The sequence below is a fragment of the Flavobacterium poyangense genome (genome assembly GCF_011751075.1).
In the GTDB taxonomy this organism is placed as follows: domain Bacteria; phylum Bacteroidota; class Bacteroidia; order Flavobacteriales; family Flavobacteriaceae; genus Flavobacterium; species Flavobacterium poyangense.
Genome location: NZ_JAALLN010000027.1, coordinates 23,154 through 49,149 on the forward strand (window position 1 = coordinate 23,154; position 25,996 = coordinate 49,149).

At 33.0% G+C, this 25,996-nt stretch carries 16 protein-coding genes and 2 pseudogenes; 9 read left to right on the forward strand and 9 right to left on the reverse strand.

Annotation, left to right across the window (positions count from 1 at the left end):
• Window positions 1-317: 317 nt before the first annotated feature.
• Complete coding sequence (locus G3A47_RS21930) at window positions 318-1,532, reverse strand: sensor histidine kinase (protein WP_070905734.1); 1,215 nt, start codon at window positions 1,530-1,532, stop codon at window positions 318-320.
• Between the two features lie 876 nt (window positions 1,533-2,408).
• Here G3A47_RS21930 and G3A47_RS21935 point away from each other — a divergent pair.
• Both G3A47_RS21935 and G3A47_RS21940 read left to right on the forward strand, forming a co-directional pair.
• Window positions 2,409-2,984, forward strand: coding sequence for a Crp/Fnr family transcriptional regulator (locus G3A47_RS21935; protein ID WP_070905718.1), 576 nt, complete (start codon window positions 2,409-2,411; stop codon window positions 2,982-2,984).
• 56 nt (window positions 2,985-3,040) lie between these two features.
• Complete coding sequence (locus G3A47_RS21940) at window positions 3,041-3,988, forward strand: MBL fold metallo-hydrolase (protein WP_166926331.1); 948 nt, start codon at window positions 3,041-3,043, stop codon at window positions 3,986-3,988.
• Between the two features lie 1,043 nt (window positions 3,989-5,031).
• On the opposite strand, the gene G3A47_RS21945 is transcribed toward G3A47_RS21940, so the two are convergent.
• The 3 genes and pseudogenes from G3A47_RS21945 to G3A47_RS23915 form a co-directional block, all read right to left on the reverse strand.
• Window positions 5,032-5,283: a hypothetical protein gene (locus G3A47_RS21945; RefSeq protein WP_070905716.1), complete on the reverse strand. Its 252-nt coding sequence runs from the start codon at window positions 5,281-5,283 to the stop codon at window positions 5,032-5,034.
• A gap of 123 nt (window positions 5,284-5,406) precedes the next feature.
• The gene (locus G3A47_RS21950) at window positions 5,407-7,482 is read right to left on the reverse strand and encodes an FAD-dependent oxidoreductase (protein ID WP_166926333.1); all 2,076 of its coding nucleotides are present in this window, start codon (window positions 7,480-7,482) and stop codon (window positions 5,407-5,409) included.
• Between the two features lie 86 nt (window positions 7,483-7,568).
• Window positions 7,569-9,497 (reverse strand): annotated as a pseudogene (locus tag G3A47_RS23915) (amidohydrolase).
• A gap of 523 nt (window positions 9,498-10,020) precedes the next feature.
• On the opposite strand from G3A47_RS23915, the gene G3A47_RS21960 reads away from it, so the two are divergent.
• The 6 genes and pseudogenes from G3A47_RS21960 to G3A47_RS21985 all read left to right on the forward strand — a co-directional run bounded on the left by G3A47_RS21960 (window position 10,021) and on the right by G3A47_RS21985 (window position 16,494).
• Window positions 10,021-10,383, forward strand: coding sequence for a hypothetical protein (locus tag G3A47_RS21960; RefSeq protein ID WP_166926335.1), 363 nt, complete (start codon window positions 10,021-10,023; stop codon window positions 10,381-10,383).
• A 258-nt stretch (window positions 10,384-10,641) separates the two neighbouring features.
• Window positions 10,642-11,934 (forward strand): hypothetical protein, encoded by a 1,293-nt coding sequence (locus G3A47_RS21965; RefSeq protein ID WP_070905713.1) that lies wholly within the window; start codon window positions 10,642-10,644, stop codon window positions 11,932-11,934.
• Between the two features lie 1,215 nt (window positions 11,935-13,149).
• Window positions 13,150-13,995, forward strand: a complete 846-nt coding sequence (locus tag G3A47_RS21970; protein WP_070905678.1) for a chromate resistance protein ChrB domain-containing protein — start codon at window positions 13,150-13,152, stop codon at window positions 13,993-13,995.
• A gap of 85 nt (window positions 13,996-14,080) precedes the next feature.
• Window positions 14,081-14,578, forward strand: coding sequence for a hypothetical protein (locus G3A47_RS21975; protein ID WP_070905711.1), 498 nt, complete (start codon window positions 14,081-14,083; stop codon window positions 14,576-14,578).
• A 10-nt stretch (window positions 14,579-14,588) separates the two neighbouring features.
• Window positions 14,589-15,764, forward strand: a pseudogene (locus tag G3A47_RS21980) (chromate transporter).
• 181 nt (window positions 15,765-15,945) lie between these two features.
• A complete protein-coding gene (locus G3A47_RS21985; protein WP_230001321.1) occupies window positions 15,946-16,494 on the forward strand; it encodes a superoxide dismutase in 549 nt (182 codons plus the stop codon).
• A 286-nt stretch (window positions 16,495-16,780) separates the two neighbouring features.
• On the opposite strand, the gene G3A47_RS21990 is transcribed toward G3A47_RS21985, so the two are convergent.
• From G3A47_RS21990 to G3A47_RS22000, 3 genes are all read right to left on the reverse strand, one after another.
• Window positions 16,781-17,173 (reverse strand): amidohydrolase family protein, encoded by a 393-nt coding sequence (locus tag G3A47_RS21990; protein ID WP_255664656.1) that lies wholly within the window; start codon window positions 17,171-17,173, stop codon window positions 16,781-16,783.
• A 445-nt stretch (window positions 17,174-17,618) separates the two neighbouring features.
• Window positions 17,619-19,112, reverse strand: coding sequence for a hypothetical protein (locus G3A47_RS21995; protein ID WP_070905708.1), 1,494 nt, complete (start codon window positions 19,110-19,112; stop codon window positions 17,619-17,621).
• Between the two features lie 52 nt (window positions 19,113-19,164).
• Window positions 19,165-20,949 carry a T9SS type A sorting domain-containing protein gene (locus G3A47_RS22000; RefSeq protein WP_243860550.1) on the reverse strand — a complete coding sequence of 595 codons (1,785 nt, stop codon included), beginning with the start codon at window positions 20,947-20,949 and terminating at the stop codon, window positions 19,165-19,167.
• A 46-nt stretch (window positions 20,950-20,995) separates the two neighbouring features.
• Here G3A47_RS22000 and G3A47_RS22005 point away from each other — a divergent pair, with 46 nt between their 5' ends.
• Complete coding sequence (locus G3A47_RS22005; protein ID WP_123923537.1) at window positions 20,996-21,238, forward strand: hypothetical protein; 243 nt, start codon at window positions 20,996-20,998, stop codon at window positions 21,236-21,238.
• 620 nt (window positions 21,239-21,858) lie between these two features.
• On the opposite strand, the gene G3A47_RS22010 is transcribed toward G3A47_RS22005, so the two are convergent.
• Window positions 21,859-22,755, reverse strand: a complete 897-nt coding sequence (locus G3A47_RS22010; protein ID WP_070905705.1) for a PorP/SprF family type IX secretion system membrane protein — start codon at window positions 22,753-22,755, stop codon at window positions 21,859-21,861.
• A 52-nt stretch (window positions 22,756-22,807) separates the two neighbouring features.
• Window positions 22,808-25,996, reverse strand: a 3,189-nt coding sequence (locus tag G3A47_RS22015; RefSeq protein WP_166926337.1) for a T9SS type B sorting domain-containing protein, incomplete at its 5' end; no start/stop codon positions are given.

Consider the following 25,996-nt stretch of genomic DNA (forward strand, 5'->3'; position numbering starts at 1 on the left):
TGCAGCAACTTCCAGAATTACGTTGCCATTTTTTGTTGACTTTTTCTTTACAAAAATCAATTTTGAAATCGCCTACCTTTTCAAAAAAAACTTCCTAAGTACCAAAAATATGACACCCCTTTTTTTCCAAAATCCCTAAGTTTTTATGCCAATTAAAATCAGTAAAGGTGATGTAATTCTAGTGAAGTGCTATTTTTCTACTACAAAAACATTTTCTATTCTACTTTCATTAAAGAAAAAAACATAAATGCTTATTATAGACGCATAAAACGTTGCGACAAAAATTCCATCCTAATCTTTTATGATCTGTATAGAATTTAGCAGTTGTACTCTTTGGGTAAAGTAAAACAAAAACAAGCACCTTTTTTATTGGCTTCTCTATTCTTCAAATAGATAGTACCTCCTACTCTATCTATTATGGCTTTTATTGTTGACAAGCCAATACCGGCATTCTTCTCATATTTTGAACTAACCGTTTCAAATAATTCAAATACTTTTTCCCAGTATTCTTCTGGTATGCCTGGTCCATCATCTTCATAGACAAAAAAACAACTAGTTTCATTTTCTGTTAGTGATATCCAAACATTACATTCCTGTTTATCAGTATGTTTTACTGTATTTGATAAAAGATTTTGAATAATTTGAACAAAACCTATTTTTGAATGCCTTATTATGGTATTACAATTCCTATAGTGAATATAAGTTGGAACATATAAAGCACCATTATCAACTATATATTGAATAATACTTTCGACATTAAAATCTTCAAAATGAATTTGATCGTTACTAACTTTCGTATATTCTAAAATGCCATTAATCAAGAAATCCATGTATTCATTTCTAGAATAAATCAAATCAATCCAGGCCTCTATCTCTGTGTTTTTGATGAGTGTATTATAATCTTCTTTTATAAAAATTAATAACGAATTTACACCTCGAATTGGAACTTTTAAATCATGACTAAGACGATGAGCAAATTGGCTCAACCGTATATTTTTTTTCATAATCTCATCATTCAAATCTTCCAAAAATTTATTTTTTTTATGAAGTTCAAATAGAGAAATCACTTGGTTTGCCAATGCCTTTAATGATTCTTGCTGACTATATGTAAGACCTTCTCTTGGTTTGCTATCAATAACACAGAGAGTACCTAATGAATAACCGTCCTTGGTGTTTAAAGGAGCACCTGCATAAAATATTACGTTCGGAGCATTTATACTTAATGGATTATCATGAAATCTTTGGTCTTTAGAGGCATCTGGAATAATAAAAAGTTCATTAGGCGTATTTATTGCATGTGCACAAAAAGCAAAATCTCTCGGTGTTTCGGTTACATCTAAACCATGATGTGATTTGAACCATTGTCGATTCTGATCTATTAATGTTACCAATGCAATAGGGGCGTCACAAATTTGGGCCGCTATTTTGGTTAAGGAATCATACTCTTCTTCTGGGAGGGTATCTAGTATATTATAACTGCTTAATGCTTCGAATCTAAAAGCTTCATTTTTAGGAACTTCAGGTTTATACATATTAGACAGATTTTTATTTTCAAGTAAAACTAAAACATATCCTATTTTTTTATAAAAATAAGAAAAGTTTTAAATAATTTTGACATTCCTAAAGTTAAAATCCGATGTTTTAATAAGATTCTGTCACATCCGCAATATAAATCTAAGAAAAATCAGAGGTCCGAAAATTATGCAGCCAATTTGCAAAATGATTTAAACATAATTTTTTCAGGCTTAAACATCTGATTCTTTCTCAACATATGTATAACCTCGATCCCACCCAAGGTTCTTTTCGCAGATTCAAAATTTTTGAAACCCAAACCATTTTGTACCCTCCATTTTATAAAACGATAGTCCTACTCAACGATATTATTGAGATATTTTACACTGTCGAATCTTAATCTTTGTGAATGAGCGTTTGTTATAAACTTTGATAGCGGCAGTATTACAATCACTTTTATCAATGTTTATTACTCTGGTTTGTAGTTATGACTAATTGCTTTAATTAGAAACAACTGAGTACTCATTCTCTGTCTTTTTCTGGTCAAAAGAAAATCTACTGTATGGCCAAATTTATCTACCAGTACAATATAAATAACACCAGATATCTTTCAGTTTGATATAGATTTTATAGATTTGTCTCTACCATTAGGCTAATGTGTGTTCTTAGAAATAAAAAAATATTTAACCAGACTATCTTAAATTGACTAGCCAAATTGCACGAAAAAAGGATTAAATCTTTAAATGATGAATAATTCAGGTACAAAAAAGAATAAAATAATAAATCTTGAACCTAAAGAACTGAAAACGAGTTATCAATTAAGATTTTATAATTAACGTTTGTTTAGTTACACATATATTAGACGGAAGTAAAAAAATAATAAAGAATAAAAATTAATGAATGATATTCGACAAAGTTTAAGTCAATTTATGAGTTTGGCTGATGAAGAGTTTGACTTAATTAAATCTAAATTGGAGGTAGAAGAGATTAAAACAAATACCATAATTATAAAGATTAATCAAAAAGTTTCAAAGCTATATTTTGTAAAATCAGGTTTATTGAGAACTTACTTCTTATCTGATGGGAAAGAAATAAATACCTATTTTGCTTGTAATGGACAATTTATAACTTCCTTTTCTAGCTATATCACACAAACACCATCAATCCAATATTTAGAAGCTCTTGAGTCAAGTACATTGTATTCAATTACATTTGAACAATTAAACAATCTATACGAAAGCTATCCTAAATTTGAAAAATTTGGAAAAATTTTAGCAGAACAAAACTATTTATGTGTATTAGAAAGGATGATTTACTTACAGTCAAAATCAGCAAAAGAGAAGTATCTATATTTTATTGAAAAATATGAAAAAAAAATTGTCCAAAGAGTTCCACAACTACATATCGCAAGTTATTTGGGCATTACTCCGGAAACATTGAGCAGGGTAAGAAAAGAAATTTCTATTTCTTGACATTTGTCAATGCCAAGCAGTGAAATGTACTGCAATTTTGCTAAAAAAAAAGCAAAATGAAAAAAAATACACTTTCTCTCATCGTAATGGCTTCAGTCTTTGTATCAATTCTATCCATAAACTCTTGTAATAGTATTTTAGAGGTTTCTAAAATAGAAACAAATAGGGCTTTTAATACAAGGACAAATAATAAAGTACAGTTTTCAATCATTGAAACAGGAACAGCAAAAACACAAAAGGCGTTTGCGTTTAAAGGTGGTAGCTTGTTTGAAAACCTTAAAATAGTACATATTTCTGTTTGGGTCAAACACCCTAATGGCGATTTTTTATTTGACACAGGACTTGGAGATAGTATTAATATTCAATTTGATAAGGGAATGTCGTTCTTTCATAAACTAATGTTTAAGTATAAAAAGGGACAAAGTGTCAAAGAACAATTATTATTAAATGGGTTAAATAATAATTCAATAAGAACTATTATTTTATCCCATTTGCATTGGGATCACGCAAGTGGGATTAATGACTTTCCAAATTCGGATATTTATACTACTGAAGAAGAGCTAAAATTTGCACAATCAAACAAAGCCTTTTCGCCAGCATTTATAAAATCTCAATATAACAACAAATCTACAAAATGGAAATTTCTTAATTTTGAAAAAAATAAATACGAATTTTTTGAAGAATCTTGCGATTTTTTTGGCGACGGAAGTGTGATTTTTGTAAAACTGCCTGGACATACGCTTGGTTCAATAGGAATGTTTATCAATGGGCAAAAAAGATACTTTTTTACAGGTGATGTCACTTGGGCTATTGAAGGTTTTAAAAGACCATCATCCAAAAATAGAATACCAAGTAAATTAGTTGACTACGATAAAAATAAACTAGATACAACCATTATAAAGATACATACCTTAATGAAATTAGATACAAATTTAGTAGTTATACCTGCACACGACTTTGAAATCCAAAAAACATTAAAACATTTTCCTGAATTTCAATACTAATGATTGAGTTAGAATCCAATAATGTATTTGATGATGAAATCAAACATAAAAAAGAACGAACCGCTAACAAGTGTTTATAGAATTTACAAAAACAATTCAAACATACTATTCCTATCACACACTATAGACTCAGAACACGATACTGTCGAAAGACTTAAAGCTTATACTAAAGTGACAGAATATCTAATAAATGGTATTTTGTAACTGGTAATAGAGATAGTATTTACAGTATTGCACCAAAAGTTGTTTTGCAACCACATATAAAGATTCAAAAGAACCAAGTAATTATGTTCATAGTGCGGATATTCTGGACAAAGTGAGCAGTATAAATGAACTCAAAAAGGTGTCTAAAAATTAGGAAAATGTTTTTTTTTGTGGAAGATCAAAAGTTAACAGACTTAAGTTCAAATATTACTAAAAAAATAACACCTATTGTAACTAATAATAACTATAATTTTGATTGATCAAGTCTGAATTGAAAATTACTGTTGCTGTCAACTGTTTTAAAATCAATCTTTCCCCAAACATAGCACACACTATTATTTATTGATTGAATAAAATATTAAGTTACTTATGTATTAAATAAAGCAGTAACTTCATCGATCTTGATACAATTACAATACTTTTTTTAAAACCATAAATTAATTTCACTATATTTACTGTAGTTTTGCCCCTAAACAAATTTAAATTTGGAAGATTTGAATTTAATCGAAAAGTCCTATACTGCCTAGTATGGGATTTTTTAACAATTTTTAAATTTCAAGAAAAGAAAAAGCCAAAAATTATTATAGTATTCAGAGGGTTTTAGTAATTCCTACAACAGTTAATACTCACCTCTCCCTTCTCTAAAATTCATTACAAACATACAACTAACAACTGGATGTGCTAACTTAGCGTGGAGTCCTAATTAAGGACAAAATCTTAACTTTAAAGCATGAAAGAAAATCTTAAAAATTACGACTGCATTTTCAAAGAGAAAGCAGTTCAATTAAGTTACGATTCTCCAAGCCCTGTGTCAAATAGAAAACTTCCTTTTGTATGTTTTACCCAAACCGCATATGTACTATTTTATGATTTTTAAAAAGACTTCCTCCTTTAAACGCAAATGCTTTTTGCGTAATGACAGTTCCGGTTTCAATAATAGAAAATTGTATATTCTTATTAACGGTTTGAGAATTTAATGTTCTTTCCAAAGGTATTTTAGGGATTGTTAAAGTGCTACAACAAGAATTAATAATAGGAATAGCAACTATAATGGAGATGATTAAAATTAGGTAAAGTTTGATTTTTAGCATTTTTATTTTTTATGCAAATTTGAATTTCTTCTTATGAATTATTATTGACAAATATCAAGAAATAGATATTTCTTTTCTAACTCTACTCAAAGTCTTAAACAGCTATACTGACTCTTTTCACTATTAAATAATTGTTTTTCTGGTTCTAAAATGATTGAGGCTATCTCTAGAATATTTCTTTTTAATCTCTTTTAATCTTTCATAACTGGTATCAAAATAAACTTCTGTAGGAATGGAACTGTCTTTAAAACTAATGAAAGCACCAGATGTATTTGGAATATTAAAATCTCGACAAACTTGCATCCAATCTAATGCTTGATTGATTCTGTCATAAACAAAATTATTTTTCCCTTCTTCTTTTCTTTCCAAAGATTCGTTCCACCAGGTTTGATATTGAATCGTGTATTGCTTGTTTTTGTAAGGAAATGCGCTTTCCAATTCTTTTGTTTCATCTTGATAAAATATGCCCGAAATAGCACCTAAAGTGATGTAAGTAAACAGTCCCATCTCTCTATTTCCATCTAATATCAATGGAGAAGTCAAGCTACGTAACAAGGCTTCATGCCCCTTCGGCCCTAGACCTTGAGTATCTACTAGGCAGGAAGTGATTTTGTGAGGTGCGGGGTTTTCTAAATCCGGAGATATAGGACGGCTTTTTGATAATTTACCTTGAACTTCCCCTTTTAATAATTGTTTTATAGTATGAAAAGATTCTCTATCCCAGTTACTCATCATGTTCGCTCCATAGGCTTTGCCTGCCTGCTTTCCTGCGATATCAGTAATTATAAAATCGTAGGTTTGTGGATTCTTGAAACTCTTTTCAATAAACTTGGAGAGATCGCTCGCACTTCCTTCCCAATAACCATACATCACGCAATTATGGACCACTGTGTTTGCATCAAAATTTTCAATAGCTGGTATAGCTGAAATTTTCAAATTAGTACCGATTAACTTTTTATTCAAATTCAAATAATTTGCATTACTTTCTAAATTCCTATTTGCATTGATTACATCTTCCCATTCTTTTAGGAATTGTATCGTTGGCACCCTATTTTTGTGCACTATTTTTAATCGTTCTGTGTCAAAGTCAGTTTCATATTTATTCCATTCTATCTCGAATCTAATAAGCTCGCTTGGCAGTTCAAAAGTTTGTAATTTTAGCTCAGTCACTATACCATAACTAAAACCACCTCCACCTTTTAATGCCCATAATAATTCTCTGGCTTGGAGATCACCATCTTCTGACAATTCTTTAATACTCCCGTCGCCAAGTACGATTGTTGCGCCTACCAATCGCTCACAACACATTCCTTTTGAGCGTGTCCAAGGCCCCCATCCACCCCCAAATGTAAAACCTGCAATTCCAACAGTTGCACAAGTTCCATGCGGAATCATTACTTGCTGCTCTGCCAATAAAGTGGTCAATCTTTCAAATCGATTACCAGGTCCAATAGTCGCAACTCCACTCTTCTTATCAACTTCTACCATATTCATTCTTGATAAATCAATCAAAATAGTATCGGTTCCCGAGCATTCACCTTCATGATCATGTCCTCCTGACCTTACTCGGATTGCTAAATTATTACTCATCGCTCCCTTGTAAACCCGCTGAACTTCTTCGGTTGAAATACAATAAATAATGGCAAAAGGCCTAAGCTGTAACCTTGTATTAAAAATTTGACATGCTTTTGCGTAACTAATCATATCAAACAAATTGCCTCCCCCCATTTCTATTTGATCTCTGTTAATATGTTCTTTCAGTTCATTCAGAAAATGATACACATTTCTCATATTAACTGATACAAGACTCTCGGCTATAAGCACTTTTGTATCTAATTCGAATTTTGTATTCTTTAGAAGTATAACATCACCTATCAAATCATTTTTTACAATAACACTAACTCTAGATTCAAATAGATTAGAGGTCTTGTATATTTTAAGTTCAACAGTACCGTATTCATTTTGATAATAAACAGAGATATCTATTTTCTTATATTTTACTTCATTTTTAAGACATAATTTTACCTCACTATGGGCATCAATTTTTTCAGGAAAATCTAAGTAATACTTATTCTTCTCTAAATCTTTTGTTTTAGTTAAGACTTGATTTGTGTTATTGTAAATTTTAAGTTGAGCAGTTAAGACATTAAGATATGTTTGGCTGTCTTGACTGATTTGATTGGATAAATGTTCCTCCATAGTATTTGGATTTGCCTAGTGTCTTATAATTTTAAATAGCTTATATTTTTCCATATTTGGTACAGCAACGTTAACTGTCAAAAAGATTATAAATCTCCTTGTATGTCCATCACCTTTTCCCCATCTTTCCATGTTTCTAACACAGGTATATTTCGCATCCCTGCAACAGAATTCAACCCTTCTTTATTGAAGTAAGTTAAAGGTGATTCTGATAAGATTACAAAGTCGGCACATTTCCCTACTTCTAATGAGCCTACCCATTGATCTGCATGACATTGCCAAGCAGCATCGTAAGTCATAGCTTTTAATGCCTGAAATCTTGTAATACACTCCACTTCGTTAAGTACCTGATAATCTGTTTTTTTAGGAGTACCTTCAATCACTCTTGCAATTGACTGTTCCATCATACGCAATGGTCCCAATGGAGTAACACTATTATCGCTATGAAGAGTTATTCGCATGCCATTCTCTAAAGCGGTTTGGCATCTATCAAGAAGATTTACTTTTTCTTTTCCAAAAATGGTTTGCTGAAAAACCCACCCCCAATAACCTACGTGTCCTATTAAAAAACTTGGAGAAAGCCCTAATTCTTGCATGTCCTTCAAATTTTTATCTGTCAATAAAGAAGCATGTTCTATTCGGTCTCTTCTAATATTTATAGTGCTTTTATTTATTCCTGCAAATTTAAACGCATTGATTGTTCGATCTATAGCATGATCCCCGTTGGCATGAATCATCACTGGCCAGTTATTTACTTTCGCTTTACTAACCAAAGCATTAAACTCTAGTGGATAACCAAAATTAAACACTCCAGTATTGTTTTGGCTGTGACAGCAAACCATATCATAAGGTTTATAATTTGCATCGCAAGCATAAGGCGTATACTAATAACCTGTAAGTCCTTGGTTAGAACCATCACCAATGAGTTTAATATATGCCAAGTTGAACTTATTGTTACCTTTATTAGGTTTGTATTTCCCCTCAATAACAGTATTGAATTTCTCTAATGACAGTGCTACTAAAGCACCACCTATACGAACGGGACAACTTTTTTGATGGGCTAAAAAATCTAAAAAAAGGGGCTGATTAAGATTTAATACTTCTCTGTTAGGGCTGTTATCATAAGGCTCTATTCCACAATCAAACATATAAGTAACTCCTCTTCTACTGGCTTCTTTAAAGATTTCTTTAACTTCCTCTGCTAATTTTTCTAAAGCAAGAATGGGATCTATATGTAAACTTTTGGCCACAACTGCTAAAACAGGCTCAATTCCTTCAACTTCTTTTAAAACACCATTAGTGTTTATTTTAGGTATTTGAATCTTCAATAATGTTACTGCAACAGTATTAATGTATGCCAAATGCATAGAAGAATTCAAGATAAAAACAGGTTGTATAGTTGATACTAGATCTAAAATTTTTGCATTAAACTCTTTATCTGAGCCCTCAAATAAAGCAGGATCAACATTTCTACCAATAATCCATACATTCTTGTCGTTTGTTACTTTCTTTTTTAGCTCTTCTAATACCCACCTTCGACTGTACTTACCTTCTTCTGTTTCAGCTATGCTGGATCTTAAATCTTGCCCGCTAAAAGGACTAACATCCGTAGCTTTTTTAAAAACCGCGGAGGATATAATGTGAAGATGTGGTTCAATAAATCCAGGTAATAAAATTTTTCCGCCATCAATAATTCTTTCCGAAGTTCCTGGTGGCATTTGTGCGACAACAGTTTTGTAAGACCCTGTTGCAACAATTTTACCTTCAGATATGGCAATGGCTTCTACCATTACATCTTTTCCTCCTTCTAGGGTTTGAATGTATCCAACTTGCTTACTACCTGTACTATCTTCTTTTACTCCAGTACGAAAAATAAGATTTTTACAAGATGGATGTTTTTCTAATTCATTGTTTTTATCAGTCATAATAGCCATCCCATTTGTATTGGGTAATAGCATTTTCCATAATGGACTACAACACGAACACTGTAATCCTTCTGTATGTTTATGTTTCATAATTTTGTTTTTATATACAAATTATTTGTATCTTACATTATGTAAACTACTGCGTATAACCAGATTTTAAAAATAAAAAAGATTTTTTACTCTACTTCTTTATGATCTTTCTAAATCCAATTTGATTAATCATTCAATCAAACCTATTTTAAATTATATTTAAAAAAATTACCTAAAAACTATCGTAAAATTTTGTTTCCAAAATAAAACTACTGTTTGATTCTATAAATAATAACAAAAATGTCATGAACGAAAAATTTAATGTCATGAATGATGTTTTTTCTAGCGTGAATGAGAAACCTATAAAAAAGATTGTTGCTTTACTTTTTATATGATATCACTATAAACTTATCATTATCTGTTAATTTTAGATAGAAATTACTCCCAACATCTATTGTATCACCTAATTTTTCTTAATCTTTTCAATTATTTAAAATGATTAATTCTTTAAAATTGTTATATTTGTAATATTTTGGTATAAATTTTATCCGTTCAGATAATTTTCTATTCTCAAATACTCCGCATGAAACAGTTTAAATTTTTAATTGTTATTTTACTATTCCTTCTTTCTTTTGTTAGTAGAGAAGAATTTAATAAATATGTGTTCGGTGGCGAGAAATTTAAATCCGAGAATAACTTTATCTCTGCTAAAATTCAGCTTGTCTCAACATTAACTTTAAAGTACTTAAAAGATGCAGATGTTCATTTAAAAATTAAAAAGAAGATTAAGTATCGTGCTACAGCTTCAGAAAACAGTACTTTAAATACGCCTTATCTAACCAAGTTAATACGTTTTAAGTTTTCTAAAAATCGCCTATCCTATGGTGTTGTATCTGTTTATCAAATTCAACGACATACTTATCTACACCTCTACCATTTTTTTTAGAGACTGTCCTGACTAATTTAAATTTAGAATTTCTGCTATTCTTTTTGATGTTCTTTTTACAAGCTATATTGTTTCTTAGTGTACATCGCTTTAGAAAACAAATCTTATAGTTTTAGCATTCTATTATTAAAAGTATTTAAAGCTCTTCTAAAGACTTAAAGCGTGCCTTTGTATTAATAGAAAAAACTAAACATATCAAATAAAATATTAATAGTTTCAAAAAACACAAGGATAAAAACTAATAAAATACAACTTGACATGAAAAAAATTATTGAAATAATCTGCGTTCTTTTCACAGTAGCAAGTATTAATGCCCAACAGGAAAAAGGAATAATTGGTTATACAAACTGGTTGTCCAATTGGTCAGAATTTAAGCCTCATAAAGTTGAGTATGGAGAACCTAACCAAATTTTAACTGGAAATATTTCTGTTAATACTAAGTTACTCAAAAGGAATATATATGTTTTACAAGGAAACGTTTATATAACCAACAATGCTGTTTTAACCATTGAACCCGGAACTTTAATTATTGGTGATTTCCAGACGAAAGGAACGCTTGTAATTACGAAAGGTGCACAACTTATTGCTGATGGTTTAGAAACTGACCCAATTGTATTTACTTCGAACCGCGGTCTTAAAAAAGCAGGAGACTGGGGAGGCATAGTAATTCTAGGCGATGCTCCAACCAATAAATTTGGAAATATTGGTTCTTATAATTTAGATCTTGACCCTTCTTTAACAACTTACGGCGGAGATAATACTTTTTCAAATTCGGGAATTTTAAGATATGTTAGAATCGAATTTGCGGGCAAAAACCTGAAGAATGTTGCTACTTTCAACGGACTCACAATTGCGGGTGTTGGCAGCAAGACCATTTTAGAAAATATAATGGTAAGCTATTGCGGTGGCAACTCATTTGCTTTCTATGGTGGTGATGTAAATGCTGTCAAGTTTGTTTCATACAAATCAATTAATGATGATTATAAATTTACACAGGGTGTTCAATGTCGCTTGTATAATTCGCTGGCTGTAAGATCTTCCTACTTGTCAAGTAACAAAGATGGCTCTCGTTCTATGGAAGTAAAATTATATGAAAACAAAAATGAAACAGATTTTACCAAAAAACAAACTTTTGTTTCGGCAACTAATATAACATTGTTAAATGACAGTGAGAATATCAATACCGATATACAGTCAGGTTTAGTTAAAGAAGCACTTTATGTAGCAGAAGGTGCTTCTCTCGAAATGAAACGCAGTGTAATTTCGGGGTTTAATCCAGCAGTTTTATTAGACAGTAAAACGGAAATTAATTCTGCTAATCTGAAAAGAATTAAATTTGAAGAAATGTTTTTTAACCTGTGTACCGGAAACATCTTAACAGAAGGAAACAGAAATAAAGAAGACCTAGAACATTGGTATGGTAATAGCTTATTTTCTAATGTCTATTCGAAAAGTGATAATAAGGAAACTTTTGTGGACATATTCAACATTAAAAGACCGGATTTCAGATTACAACTAGGAAAAATTACAGCACAAAACGGAAATAGATAATTTCAGTTTACTACAAAAACAAATTAAATCAAAAAGCTAATCTTAAAATACTTGAAAGATTATCGTTTTAAACTTTGTAAAAAATAAAGTCCTGAAAATTTCAGGACTTTATTTTTTTGCTCCAATACGAATTCTGAAGAATTAAAGAAATCTGGTTCAAAAATTAGCGATTAGATATAAAAATTAAATTGAAGTTACCCTATAATTTTGGCGTTGCCTCCAATTTTGCCACAAAAAACTAAGGTGGTTTCTGAAAAAAAACATAAAAAGAGGTAAATTACCTGTTTTTTTGACCTATAATTCTAAAGATTAAAAAAATAATACTCTCTAAATTTTATAGCTATGAAAAAAAACAGATAAAAGTCCACGTTAGAGTTTAAGATGCTGACCGCTTCGATAAGCACCCATTGTGGAAAAGTTATAGATGTGACCCGGGAGCTTAATTACCAGGATTTATCATTGGAGCCAGTGCAGGTATGTGAGCCCCAGAATTGCCAAAGAACTATCGGTAATCGACATTAAAGCATTCTGGGCGTTTGTAGCTAAAAACAAAACGGAAAATCATCTGCATAGCATCGCAAAAATGAGATTCAGAAAAATCACAAACTCTGCTCATAGATATCTGACTGCGCAGAACATACTTGGGTACGATTTTAAAGCAATAGACCTCAATGAAGTATGAGTTTCGGGCATAGCTTATATAGAAACCGATGAAGGATTTCTGTATCCCACCATGGTAATAGACCTTTTTTCCCAAAAATGATCGGCTGGCCTTTAAGCGATAACCTAAAAGAAGAGGCACACAATATCCATTTCTGTGATTTGCTTCTTTATTGGAAGGTATCGAACAGATAACCTGCAGCATGAGCTGAAAGGGAAACTTCTTTGACAATACCGTACCCGAGAGTTTTTTCAAAACACTGGAAAACGAATGAGTTTACCATAACACCTATGCCACAAAAGAAAAAGCAGAAAGACTCTATTTCAGACTATATAGAAAACTTTTATAACAAGCGTATAAAACATTCTGGTCTCGCAATTTGATAATAGAGGAATTTCACAATCAATTTCCAGTTACTTAAACATGCTTTTTTAAACTAATTCTTTATAAATTTTATCAAAAAACTAATTTCATTCCTTTGCACATTCTCACTAACTGATACTTAAATAATAAAAAAATGTACCTTAGCACGTATTCTAAAAAACAATTGATTTATGAAATGGATCACCAGAGAAAGGCCAAAAATAGACCGAATTGCATGCCCATGGCTTATTAGAAATTTTGTAGATCCTGAGGCTGAATTTATTTACGTCCCTTTTGATCAGGTTCTGGACAAAGCAAAAGAATTAAATGCCGTTCCTTTTGATATTCCAAATGTTGAATTCACACATTATCAGGAGCAGTGCACCTTCGATTATATTGTAAAAAAATATAAAATCGAAGATCCCGCTATTTCCATCATGGCAGGAATTGTACGCGGGGCTGATACCGATCGTCATGAAATTGCAAAAGAATCTGCCGGACTCTGGGCGGTGTCTGCCGGACTTTCGCATAATATTACCGATGATTATAAACTCCTTGAAACCGGAATGGTGCTCTATGACGCACTTTACAGGTGGGCTTCACATCTATATAAACAGAAACATCTGAAGAACAGTCCCTTTGAGAACCTGCTACACGAAGTTTACAACAAGTTTCTTAAAGACAAAAAAACAACCGGAAAAACACCATCCTGGGTAAAAGACCTCAAAAATCTTATTCAGGACCAGATTGATGCTCAGTTTACTTTCGACCTTAAAAAAATATCGGGTGAACTCGATTTGAACCCATCCTACCTGTCGAGAGAATTTTCTAAATATTTTGAAGATTTAAATTTCGGGGACTATGTCAGAAAACAAAGGATTGAAAAAGCGGTAAATCTTATTGAGAATACTACCTATACTTTGACGGAGATTGCCTATAGAACCGGATTTTCAGACCAAAGCCATTTTACAAGAATTTTTAAACTTCAAACCGGAAAGAATCCGTCGGCGTACAGAAAAAAAATCCAAAAAAAGTAATCCATATACAAAACGTAAAACGCATTCTATTTAGGGAAGTTTAATGCTTGTAATTTTGTTTCTATAATTTATAAAAACAAAATCGATGCTTTTAAGATTCCTGTACCTTTCTATTCTACTACTATTTAGTCTTCCCTGCTTTTCTCAGACTACGTATCCTAAAATCACAGGATATTTTGGTATACTGCATCTTCTGGTAACCTTAAATAAAGATGAAACTGCAGTAAATTTCAGAGACTACTACGCTGTAGGATTTCCAACCGGAATCAATATCTGGAAAAACGAGAAAATCGGATTTTCTTTTGAGGTAGTTCCCAATATAAAGGACGATCAGGGTACCAGTAAAGTAACTCACATATTGTTTCATCCCGGAATTCTGGTAGCCTTGGGACACGGATATACTTTTGCAGGAAGGGCTGCTTTTGACTCCTCCGGAAGATATGGCATTACGCCTGTTTTGAATAAAACAATAATAAAAAGCACCAATTGCAGCTACTTTGCCGCAATCCCCCTGCCCATCCACTTTGGTAATAATCATCCCGCTTCTTTTACAGTAGGGTTTCAGTTTGGAATTGCATTTTAATTTACAGATCATGAACGAAAATCCCAAATATACATTACGGGAATTAACACTTTATTTTTTAAAGCTTGGTACTACAGGTTTTGGCGGTCCCGTTGCTCTGGTGGGCTATATGCACAAAGATCTGGTTGAGAACCGAAAGTGGATATCAGAGGACGAATACCGCGAAGGACTCGCTCTGGCTCAGCTTGCTCCGGGGCCTTTGGCGGCTCAGCTTGGAATTTATATTGGTTTTGTACATTACCGCTTTCTTGGTGCGACATTAATTGGAATTGCCTTTGTTCTGCCTTCTTTTTTAATGGTCCTTTTATTAGGGATCATTTATAAACTCTACGGAGGCCTGTCCTGGATTCAGGCAGTATTTTATGGAGTTGGTGCAGCTGTAATCGGAATTATAGCATTGAGTTCTTATAAGCTTACTTTAAAATCTATTGGCCAGCTGAATTTGAAGTCCATGAAATCCAAATGGCTGCTTTGGCTCTTCTTTATTCTTGCTGTCGTTATTACTTATATTACAGAACAGTAAGAAGTCCTTTTATTTATTGCAGCCGGTCTTTTATACATGGCAATTAAAGCGCTTCCTAAATGGTGGAACAGCAAAACCGTAAACTCTTTATCCTTAGTTTTTTTACTGACAGGGTTTTGGAGCTATGAAAGTTCTACTCTTACTAAAATTGCTGTTTTCTTTGCTAAAGCAGGAACTTTTGTATTTGGAAGCGGTCTGGCGATAGTTCCTTTTCTACATTCACGAGTTGTAATCGAAAATCAATGGCTTACTGAGCAACAATTTCTGGATTCTGTTGCTGTTGCCATGATTACACCTGGTCCGGTCGTAATAACGGTTGGTTTTATTGGATATTTGGTCAATGGCTTTTTAGGCGCATTAGTAGCTGCGCTAGCCACTTTCCTTCCCTGCTATCTCTTTACCATTGCAATGGCGCCTTCTTTTAAAAAAATAGCACAAAACAAACCCGTTAAAGCATTTGTCGAAGGTATTACAGCGGCTGTGATAGGTGCTCTTGTCGGATCTGTAATGGTTATAGCTAAAAGAAGTATAATAGACATTCCAACGGCTCTAGTAGCAATTATCACAATTTTTGCACTACTTTATATAAAGAAAATTCAGGAACCCTATATTATTGTCGCAGCGGCTGTTCTAGGAATAATCATTAAATTAGTAATAATATGAACAGAAAAGACTTTTTAAAATCAAGCACCCTTTTTGGCGCGGCAGCTTTAGTACTTCCATTCCATCCTCTAATGCTTTTTTAAATAATCTGGCAGGTAATTCCATTGATAAACTAGTAGACGCAAACGGAAATTATATACAGCAGACGTTACCATATAGTGAAAACTTTCTTGAACCTTATATGGACGCAGAAACACTTCACCTGCATTATGCCTTTCACCATGGCGGTGCTGTAAAAGGAGCTAATAAAGACCTTCAAATGATAAAAAAGGCATTGGAAGAAAACAATCTAGAAACAATAGATTTTTGGACCAAAAAATTATCGTATCACTTTTCTTCTCATATTCTTCATTCTATCTTTTGGACCAATCTTACCAATAAAGCTAATGCACCCAAAGGCAATCTGCTCAAAAGGATTGAAAAAAGTTTTGGAAGCTTTGATAAGCTCAAAGTGCTTATCGCTGCAACATCTAAAAATGTAGACGGAAATGGATGGGGAATACTCGCCTACCAACCCTACAGTGACAGTCTTGTAGTACTTCATTGTGAAAATCACGAAAAACTAACCCAATGGGGTGCGGTTCCAATTTTGGTAATTGATGTATGGGAACACGCATACTATCTTAAATATAAAAACAAACGCACTGATTTTGTTGACGCATTATTCAATATTATAAACTGGGATAATGTAGCATTGAGGCTGAATGATGCTGAAAAATTAATCTTATAATTTTTTTTAAGTTCAAATTTTCTTCTTGTTTAAAATAACAAAGCGTTATCGAATACTCAATTTTTAGATTCCTATGTTTAGAATAAAATTCAATTGTTCACAACATTACACCCTAGCATACCATAAATTTGCGTACCTTTTTTTGAAATTAAATATCCACCATAAAGTTACTTTTTATCCATTTTTTTTCTGGTAATAATTAAATTTCATATCAAACCAGATTTGCAAATAATTACACTATTTCGGTCTATAATCTGACTTAAAACATTAAAATGTATTCTAAATTTTATTCTCTTCTATATATTGATTTTCCATTCTTAATCGTTTGCAAAACCTTAATATCTTTTATTTTCATACCATCTACTTTTAATGGATTTTTATCTAAAATAACTAAATCGGCAAGTTTACCGGCTGTCAAACTGCCTTTTCTGTGTGTTTCATCATACTGTGAGGCAACATTAATAGTCATTGCCCGCAGGCCTTCATACGGAGTAACCCTTTGGTCAGCTCCAACTGTTTCTCCTCCTCTGGAAATTCTGTTTACCGCGGACCATAAAACCATCATCTGATCAAGCGGCACAACGACAAAATCAGTATGATTAGTAGGTTTTAATCCTGCATCAACAGCATCTCTCATCGGGCTTATATATTGTGATTGTTTAAATCCCCGATTTTTCAAATGAGCTTCATAAAAATTGATAAATTTTGATGCACTTTTTTCTATGATATTAGTTTGAATTTATTTTCAACCGTTTGGCTTTTTGCTTTCAAATTCTATTGCCAAAATTTATATTCCTAAATCATTACAATCCAAAGAACACCTTCGTCGAATTAACACTTTTTAACATTTAATCCTCATAATTAATACTTGCAAACATTTCCAAAATAAAAAATCTAAAAAAATTATCTTACAAATTCACTTGAAAACAAACCAATTTCCCTAAATCTTATACAAAATGGTTTGTATTTCGTAAGGTAAACTACTTTACAGGACATAAAAACAGTAACTACTCACAAGAAAAATGGTCAAATAATGAACTTTAAATGCCGAAAATGCACATTGCAAGCATATTCACCTATGAAAAATTATTATAAAAATATGACACTAATTCAAATTAAAAAAATTATTTAATAGTTAATGTCATATTAGGAACAATTATAGCGTCAGTTATTCCTCCTGTGAATCGTTGAGCATAAACTTCAAGATAATCATTTGTTAATAATTCAACCGAAGCATTTAAAGGAAGGACTATAATGTCATTTATTGCTACTCCTCTTCCATAAATTTTATTCTGTGTTAAAGCTGTTCCATTCTTTGCAATATAGATTATATAGGTACCTACTGCGGATACTTGAAAGGAAATAGAGCCTGTAACCTGAAAAATTCGTTTCTTTTTTCCCATATATCTCAATCTGTTATTATTATTTGTTGGTGCATCTAAGGAAAATCTAAATAAATTATAGGATGTTGAATTCCCATTAACTTTAACAATATTACTTGGATTCGATGTATTAAAGCTTGTAGAAGCACCGGAGCCAACAGGATAATCCATAGTGAAATCGGCTACAGCACTGGCATCCGTTTCGGTAGGAATTCCGGCCGACCGTACGCTCCAGCTATTGGTAAAGTTATATCCGGTATAAGTACCGGCAGTATAGGATTTTACATATCCACTTGTGTTGGTGCCGGTAAAAACAACCGATTCTAAGACACCATCTCCTAATATTGTTGGATTTGAAGATACATCAAATCCAATAGCAGTACCATTGACCTGACTGAAGCCTCCTTGCTTTTCCACAAGAGTAAAGGTTCCGGTTAGTTTTTCATAAGTGCCTGAATTATTACTGAACCATCCTAAATTACTAAGTAATAATTGTGTGATATTATTGTATGTTATTCCATTTGTATTTCCTGAGAATTGTATAATACTTAAAAAAACCAATCCAAAGCCAGATATGCTTCCTACAGAATTGGAATTAGCCACTATGCAATCTCGAAATATTAAGTTTTGAGTTGCCGCTCCATTAAGGTTAAACACATTTCCAGTTGGAGCAAGAAGAGTTAGACCTTTTATAGTTCCTCCGTTGGCACCTTCAAAAATATTTCCTGATGATCTGATAATAACATCTTGATTGGAATCCACTCCCTGTAAATAAGCATTATTTAGGTCAATAGGAAAATTAAAAGTAACATTACCGTTAATTTCATATAATGTACTGGAATTCAAAAGATACTTAGAACCTCCTCCGGCGGCAAGTTCATCAGCTAAAATAGTGGCTAAATTATCCGTAGATTTTATACGTTTAAAATTGATCCTTCCCTGTACTCCGCTACTTAACGGCATCCATGAAGTGCTGTCTGCTGAATAATAGTAAAAAACTTTTAAATCCGTATCATAGACTATAAGACCATCAGCCGGAGTTGTGATCGCAGTTCTTTGAGCAGTTGTCATTCTGGGTGTAAGTAATCCTTGTGTAGTAGAGGTAAGATCTAGTATTGAACTGGAATTTGGCGTTATTGTCCCAATTCCGACTTGCGCATTAGCTATAAATCCAAAAAGAAGAAAGAGAAACACTAAGAACATTTTATGATTTCTAAGAGCAGGTTTGTTGATCATAATTTTTTGGTATTAGTTATTTTTTTCTGTTGTCTATTTTGAGTAATTACTCTTAATTTTTAGAGTTTAAAATGATTATTTTCTCCGTGAATCTTTCATTATTCAGAGTTAAAAATTGGGCAATATAAACTCCATTGCTTAATCCATTGGTTGAAAAAATATAATTTTGTTCTGTTCCCAGATTTTCTTTATGCAGAATAACTTTCCCGGTTATTTCATAAAGCTTAAACGTTCTTAAAGAAAGATTTTTGGGATTAGATACTTTTAAACTATTATTGATATTATCCTGATTAATGAAAAACGGATTATAGTTTTTTTCACTGGTATTAAGTGTTTTATCGTCTTTGAATGTAATTTTAAAACGATCTGTATAAACGCCCTTTTCAAGATTTACCTCATACATTCCATTTTTTATGTCATGAAAAGAATTATTCAGTGCATCATAGAGGTAAATCATTTGCGAAGCTTCCCAATTTATTACCTCGGGAATCTTGAATTTAAAGGTAGTATTGGTAGTTGCTTTTACGATTATGGGGATTTTTTTTTCAGCATCAAAATTTAAACCCTGAATGATATAATTATTATTTTCTATTAAAAAGTTCACATCATTAGGAAGTTCATCCATACCTAGCGCATCAATACCAATATCAACTCCATCTGTTGCGCGAGAGACAAATACAAGAGCTAATTGTCTGGTAAACTCATTATTGATTATAACATTTAATTTAAGGTATGAAATCCCCTCAGTGGCTTCAATTCCTTTGACGCTCTTTTCTTTAGGAATATGTTTTTCAAACTGTGACAAACCACTTCCTTGTTTGTAAAATGCCCTATGGGCATTTTTAAACGTCGCAGTCCCGCTAGCGGTCGCATTAATTACAAACCCCTGGCCAATTGGAGAATATTTTCTTTGTATTACAAGTCCGGAAGACAGTCCCGTGTTGTTTACTGAGCCATCCGGATTATAAGTATTGAAAGTGGCCGGTACATATATACCATTGGAACCTAAACTGATTGGAGAATATGCACCATAGCCCCCTTTGTAATTTACTAAGGTGTGTGTGTTTACTGTCTTATCTTGTTCCCAGAAGTAAGCAATACCACCTGTATTTGCATTAGAAGGATCTAAAAGAAAAGCATTTAAATGTAAAGCTGATGGATATGGATTTCCGGTTAAAGTGGCATTATTAGCCCCTAAGGAAATAGTAATATTGCCATCATTTGGTTTTCCTCTAAAATCATATCTTTGTGACCCGCCGGAATTATTTGTAACACCGATTCCCTCAGGATCGGTTGAATCAGTTCCACTTGTTCCTTTCATTGAAAAACCTTCACCAGGTGCTAAAATAGTAGATCCCCCAACAAAAATCCATTGCGAATAATTATTGGCATTTATGAGTTTATAAACCCATTTTGATGCTATTGCCAGAGGATTGGAAGTTCCATCGGAATTACTTACGGGTAAAATTGTTGATGCTACTGAAGCAATTTCCGTGGTAGGTCTGCTCAGCAATGTAATACCAAAGTTTTCATTTCCGGATGAATTCGTGGCGTTTCCAACAGGAGAACACCAATAATTATAATCGAAATTATCTGAAGTTCCCCTTTGATAAACTGACAATGTACCCAATCCCGAATTAGTTGAATTGCCTGTTGTTCCCTGCAACAATTGTGAATTATTACGTAGGTAGAGATTAGAATTCAAAGCTAAGTTGATACTCTGTTGAACATATAACACTTCATTCTTTACATACATGTTCGTATTTGGACTGAAATAAATTTGTGAGATACATTTTGAATTAATCAACAGGAAAATAAATAGAATTATGATCTTCATTACTTTAACTTTAAGATTAATAGCGTTTATTTACTAAAACTGTATATTGGATGTTTTTCTTTTTTTAATTAAAAAAAAAGCTCCAAGTATTATTCCGCTTAGAAATAATATCGAAATTTCATTGTCTATTGGTACAGGATCTCCAACTGGTGGAGGTATGGATTGCGGTTGTGGTACTGGGGGCGATGGCGCAGCTATGTTATTATGCGAAATAAAAAGAAGAATTACTACCAATTTTAACGATTTAACTTTCATATTACTTAGGATTAAGAGTTGCGAAATTGATTAAATTGTAATTTTTTTATTATTCTATTTTTGGTATAACAACAATAAATTAGGTAATTTGCTTATGTGAAGATATAAAAAATCTTACAAAATAAAAATTAAAAAAATAATTTTGCGTAAAATTATTTACATTATAGAATTACTGTTGAAAACATTATCTTCAAAAGGTCACAAAGTAATATCCCATCGCCATTTTATATAAAAAAGTATTCCCATTTAACATACTGAAAAGTAAACTCGAGTTATCTTCTATTGTGCCACAATAAATTAAGGCAGCAAATTCATTTATAATCCTGCTTTACTTTGTAACATCCGATCATTGCAAAATCGTAGCACGGTATATACGTTTTTTAAACAAGGAATTCGGTAAAACTAAATTCTAAAAGTTTTAGATTCGGATATATTAAGTATCAATATAATCTTCACTTAAATAATTATATATAAATTAACCATTTTTGATCTATTTAGAACTTTGAAAATTTCAAAACCAAATTCTTAAAAACATAATTGAATGAAAGATCTACCTTAAGTTTTACTCCATTTTAAACTAGCACATCCATGTACTGTATCTACCTAAAAACAACTCTACTACTTTAACATTCTCCAACTAATACACTAGAAAAATTAAGGAGTTGTCGCTTTACCCTTATATTTAAATAATTCATAACGTAAAAATATTTCATGCGAGCCAGAGTTATACTTGTTCAAATTGGTCGTTTCCCAATCATAACCATAGCCAATATACAGTGAGTCACTAACCTGAAATCCTGCCATAGCGCTTATTGCAGCGCTCCATCTGTAGGCTGCGCCAACGACGAGTTTATCGATAAACATAAAGTTTGCCGAAACATCTGCCTGTAATGGAGCTCCATCGACCATTTTTAAAAATGCAGCTGGTTTGAATTTTACATCCGAGCCGAAATCGAATACATAGCCCGCCATAAAATAATAATTAATTCTACTCTTGTATATGGCAATATCATTATCATTGTAACGGTTGGTTTCAATAAAATTCGGAACCGATAAACCTAAATAGGCTTTACTGGAATGCCAATAGATTCCGGCTCCGATATTGGGTTTAAAAATATTGTCTAAATTCTGGAATTGTGGATCTCCCTGATGGAGAGTATTGAGTTTATTAACGTCCAAACTGAATAGACTTCCAGTTGCTTTGAGACCAAATGAAAGTTTGAAATCTGAAGAAGTTTGTACGGAATAAGAAAGATCAGCAGAAAAAGTACTTTCGTTGGTGGGTCCAATTTTATCATTAACAAAAGAAAAACCTACCCCTAAATTACTATTATTTATGGGCGAATTTACAGAGAAACTACTTGTTTTAGGAGCTCCGTCAAGTCCAATCCACTGCGTACGATATAATCCAAAAATGCTCAAAACTCCCCGGGATCCTGCATACGCGGGATTGATCGTTATAGTATTGTACATGTATTGTGTAAATTGAGCATCTTGTTGCGCAAACCCCATGACAGAAAAAAACATTAAAACTAAAACTAATTTTCTCATTTATTTTACTTTTAAGAGTGGTTTAATAAAAAACTATTATTCCCTTTTCCAATTACTTAGTAAGAAATAAATATCCTGCCAATTGATGCGTCTTTGACTCACTATTTTTGTATTTTAAAATATAATAGTAGGTGCCCTCTGGTAGTCCGTCAGTATCTTTAACAGTTGCGCGACCATCTGAAAATCCTCTAAATACGACATTAAGATTATCATAATGATTTCCCTGGTAGACCAAAACTCCCCAACGATTATAAATTTCAACAACATTATCAGGATAACATTCTATTCCTTGGATATAAAATAGCTCATTCATTTTATCCGAGTTCATGGAAATAGCATTGAATACTTTTATAACACAACCCGAAATTGGCAATACTGTAGGTTTATCATCAACCACACTTCCATAATCTGATTTGTCTTTCACTAAAACTCCGTTTGTACTTATTCCTGATACTTCAGCCTGATTTGATATACTTCCCAGATTAATATCCGATTGCATAATAGAATAAACACCTGTAAATGAAGCTGAATCTACTTGACCAACTGCCAAATCTATTGCCCCCCCTGTCATGATTATTCCTGTTAGCGGATCTCTTACAGATACCTTTGTCAAAGCTACATTTCCAGTATTAGTCACTATAAAATTATAGGTAACAGTTTCTCCTGCCTCTGCATACCCATTTCCGTTTTCGTCATTAAAATGAGCTGTTTTCACTAATGCAATACTTGGCCTTGCTACAAATACAGTTACAGAAGCCGCGCTACAATTGGAAGGGTTTGCTTTTTCACAAATCGTATAAGTTAAAGTATAAGTCCCCCCAGGAGTGTTTGGTAAAATATCCAAAGTTCCATTTGAATTAGATACGAAGTTGACGTTTGGCACAACAGTTAATATAACATCTTGCGGATCTATAGGTAATCCATTGAAGGTATCATTTGCAAGAACATTTAAGAAACCTTTTGTACCAGATATTCCATCAACCGGATCTGCTGAATCATCGACAGCGACCAGATTTGCAAAAGAGGTACAACTGATTCCAAAATCTAAATCTAAATGCACACTTTCCGTTGTACTCAGCGTAACCGTTTTGATACTTTGGGCTGTGACACCGCAAACCATAAAACTTTGGGTTCTATTTGTTTTAGAAGAAATTTCCTTTAGAGTATTGCCCGGAATAATTTTTACCAAGCCAGTACTGCCAATTGCCTGCGATTGTGCCTCTAGATTTGAATCCATTTGCAATTTAATGCTATACTCTCCCCATGGGTTTGAAGCTCCAGGTCTGTCTCTCCAGTATCCTTGAATTCCTATTATCGTACTTTTTGAATATCCGTTTGGACCTGTTATCAAAATATTTGGACTTTTAGAATTTCCAAACCCTGCCCTATTTAACTCTCCGGCATTAAGCGGTCCTTTGCTACTACCATCTCCATTAAAATCAATCCATTCCCATTGACTATAATCAACAGAACCGTTTGCATCAGGAATATTTTTGGTAACAATTCCATCATTATTGGCATCATACCATTCATCCTGAATTCCATTACCATTCAGATCATACCATACATAGTCCCCTAATACAGGTAATGCAGAGAGATCATATTCAAAATCAAATTTTTGGAATTCACAATTTTGTATGGTTGTAAAACGTAAACTTCCGTTTACAGGATACAATTGATATACAGTATTTATATTTGCATCCTGAACCTGTACCAAATAATCTCCAGGAATTATTCCTGAAAAACTATAAGATCCATCGCTTTTTGTAATTTGCAATAAAATGGGGCCGGTCGTTTTATTTTGTGGAATCAAAGTCACGGGGACATTTGCCAATACAGTATTAGTCTTTAAATTTTTAACAATCCCTGCAATATTTACTGTTGAATTACACGTTACTACAATTTCATCTGAAACTGTTGCACAAGTCTGTGGAATCAATCTATCACACAGTTCATAAACAACATTATAAATCCCTGGTGCTATTCCTGCGGCCACAGTTACTTTTCCGGTTACCGGATCCAATGTGATTCCTGCTGGCCATACTCCTGATACTGCAACAGTCGCATTTCCTGTCGCTCCTAATGTTGCCGGCATTCCATTTACAATATCATTCGACGTAATGTTTGCGAAAACTGTTCCTCCTTTTACTACAATGCTCCCATTTTCAGAAATTGGCTCTACAATTGATAGCACTTTGATTTCATTTGAAACTGTTGCGCAAGCCTGCGGAGTCAATTTATCACACAATTCGTAAACTACATTGTAAGTACCCGGTACTGTTCCTGCGGCCACAGTTACTTTTCCGGTTGCCGGATCCAATGTGATTCCTGCTGGCCATACTCCTGATACTGCAACAGTCGCATTTCCTGTCGCTCCTAATGTTGCCGGCATTCCATTTACAATATCATTTGATGTGATGTTTGCGAAAACTGTTCCTCCTTTTGCTACAATGGTTCTATTTTCGAATATTGGACATACATAATTATTTAACACAATAGCTTCTGATGATAATGAACTGCATAATCCCGATTTTGCTATTACAGTATAAAAACCAACAGGAGCAGTCACTTTATTTCCAACTATACTTACACCACTTGATGGAATTACTTCATAGGAGTATAAACCATTATAATTTGAAATATTAAAGCTACCATTAGCATCTGAACAAGATGGCTGAATCAAATTATTTAATACTGGCTTTGGTATTAAATCTACCGTTACGGTTGTACTACTAGAGCTTATTTCCGTACAGTTGCCGTTTTTAACTATCGCTCTAAACTGTGTGGTCTGAATCAAATTTCCTGAAGTATAACTAGTTGTTGTGTTAGCAATGTCGCTCCAGCTTAAAAATGGATTAACAGCAGATTGCCATTTGACTACGGTACCTGTATGTCCGCTTAAAGTCAGTTCTGCACTTGGACTTCCCAAACAAATCGTACTTCCTCCGTTTACGGAACCTGCAATGGTAAGCGCATCTACCATAACGATTACCTCAAATCTGTCAGCTGACTCACAGCCAGAAACCGTCTGAGAAGCAAAATAATGCGTTCCATCTGTCAAAGGGGTACTCGTAACCAAAGGACTTCCTCCACTTGATGCCGAATACCAGTTGATCGTACTTCCAGTGGCACTTAGATCGCCAACCGTTGAAGCTGCACAGAAATTTTGGGTTGCATTGCCTATAGGCGCTGGGGTGATATTTACTGTAGCAGTTACCTCAAATCTGTCAGCCGACTCACA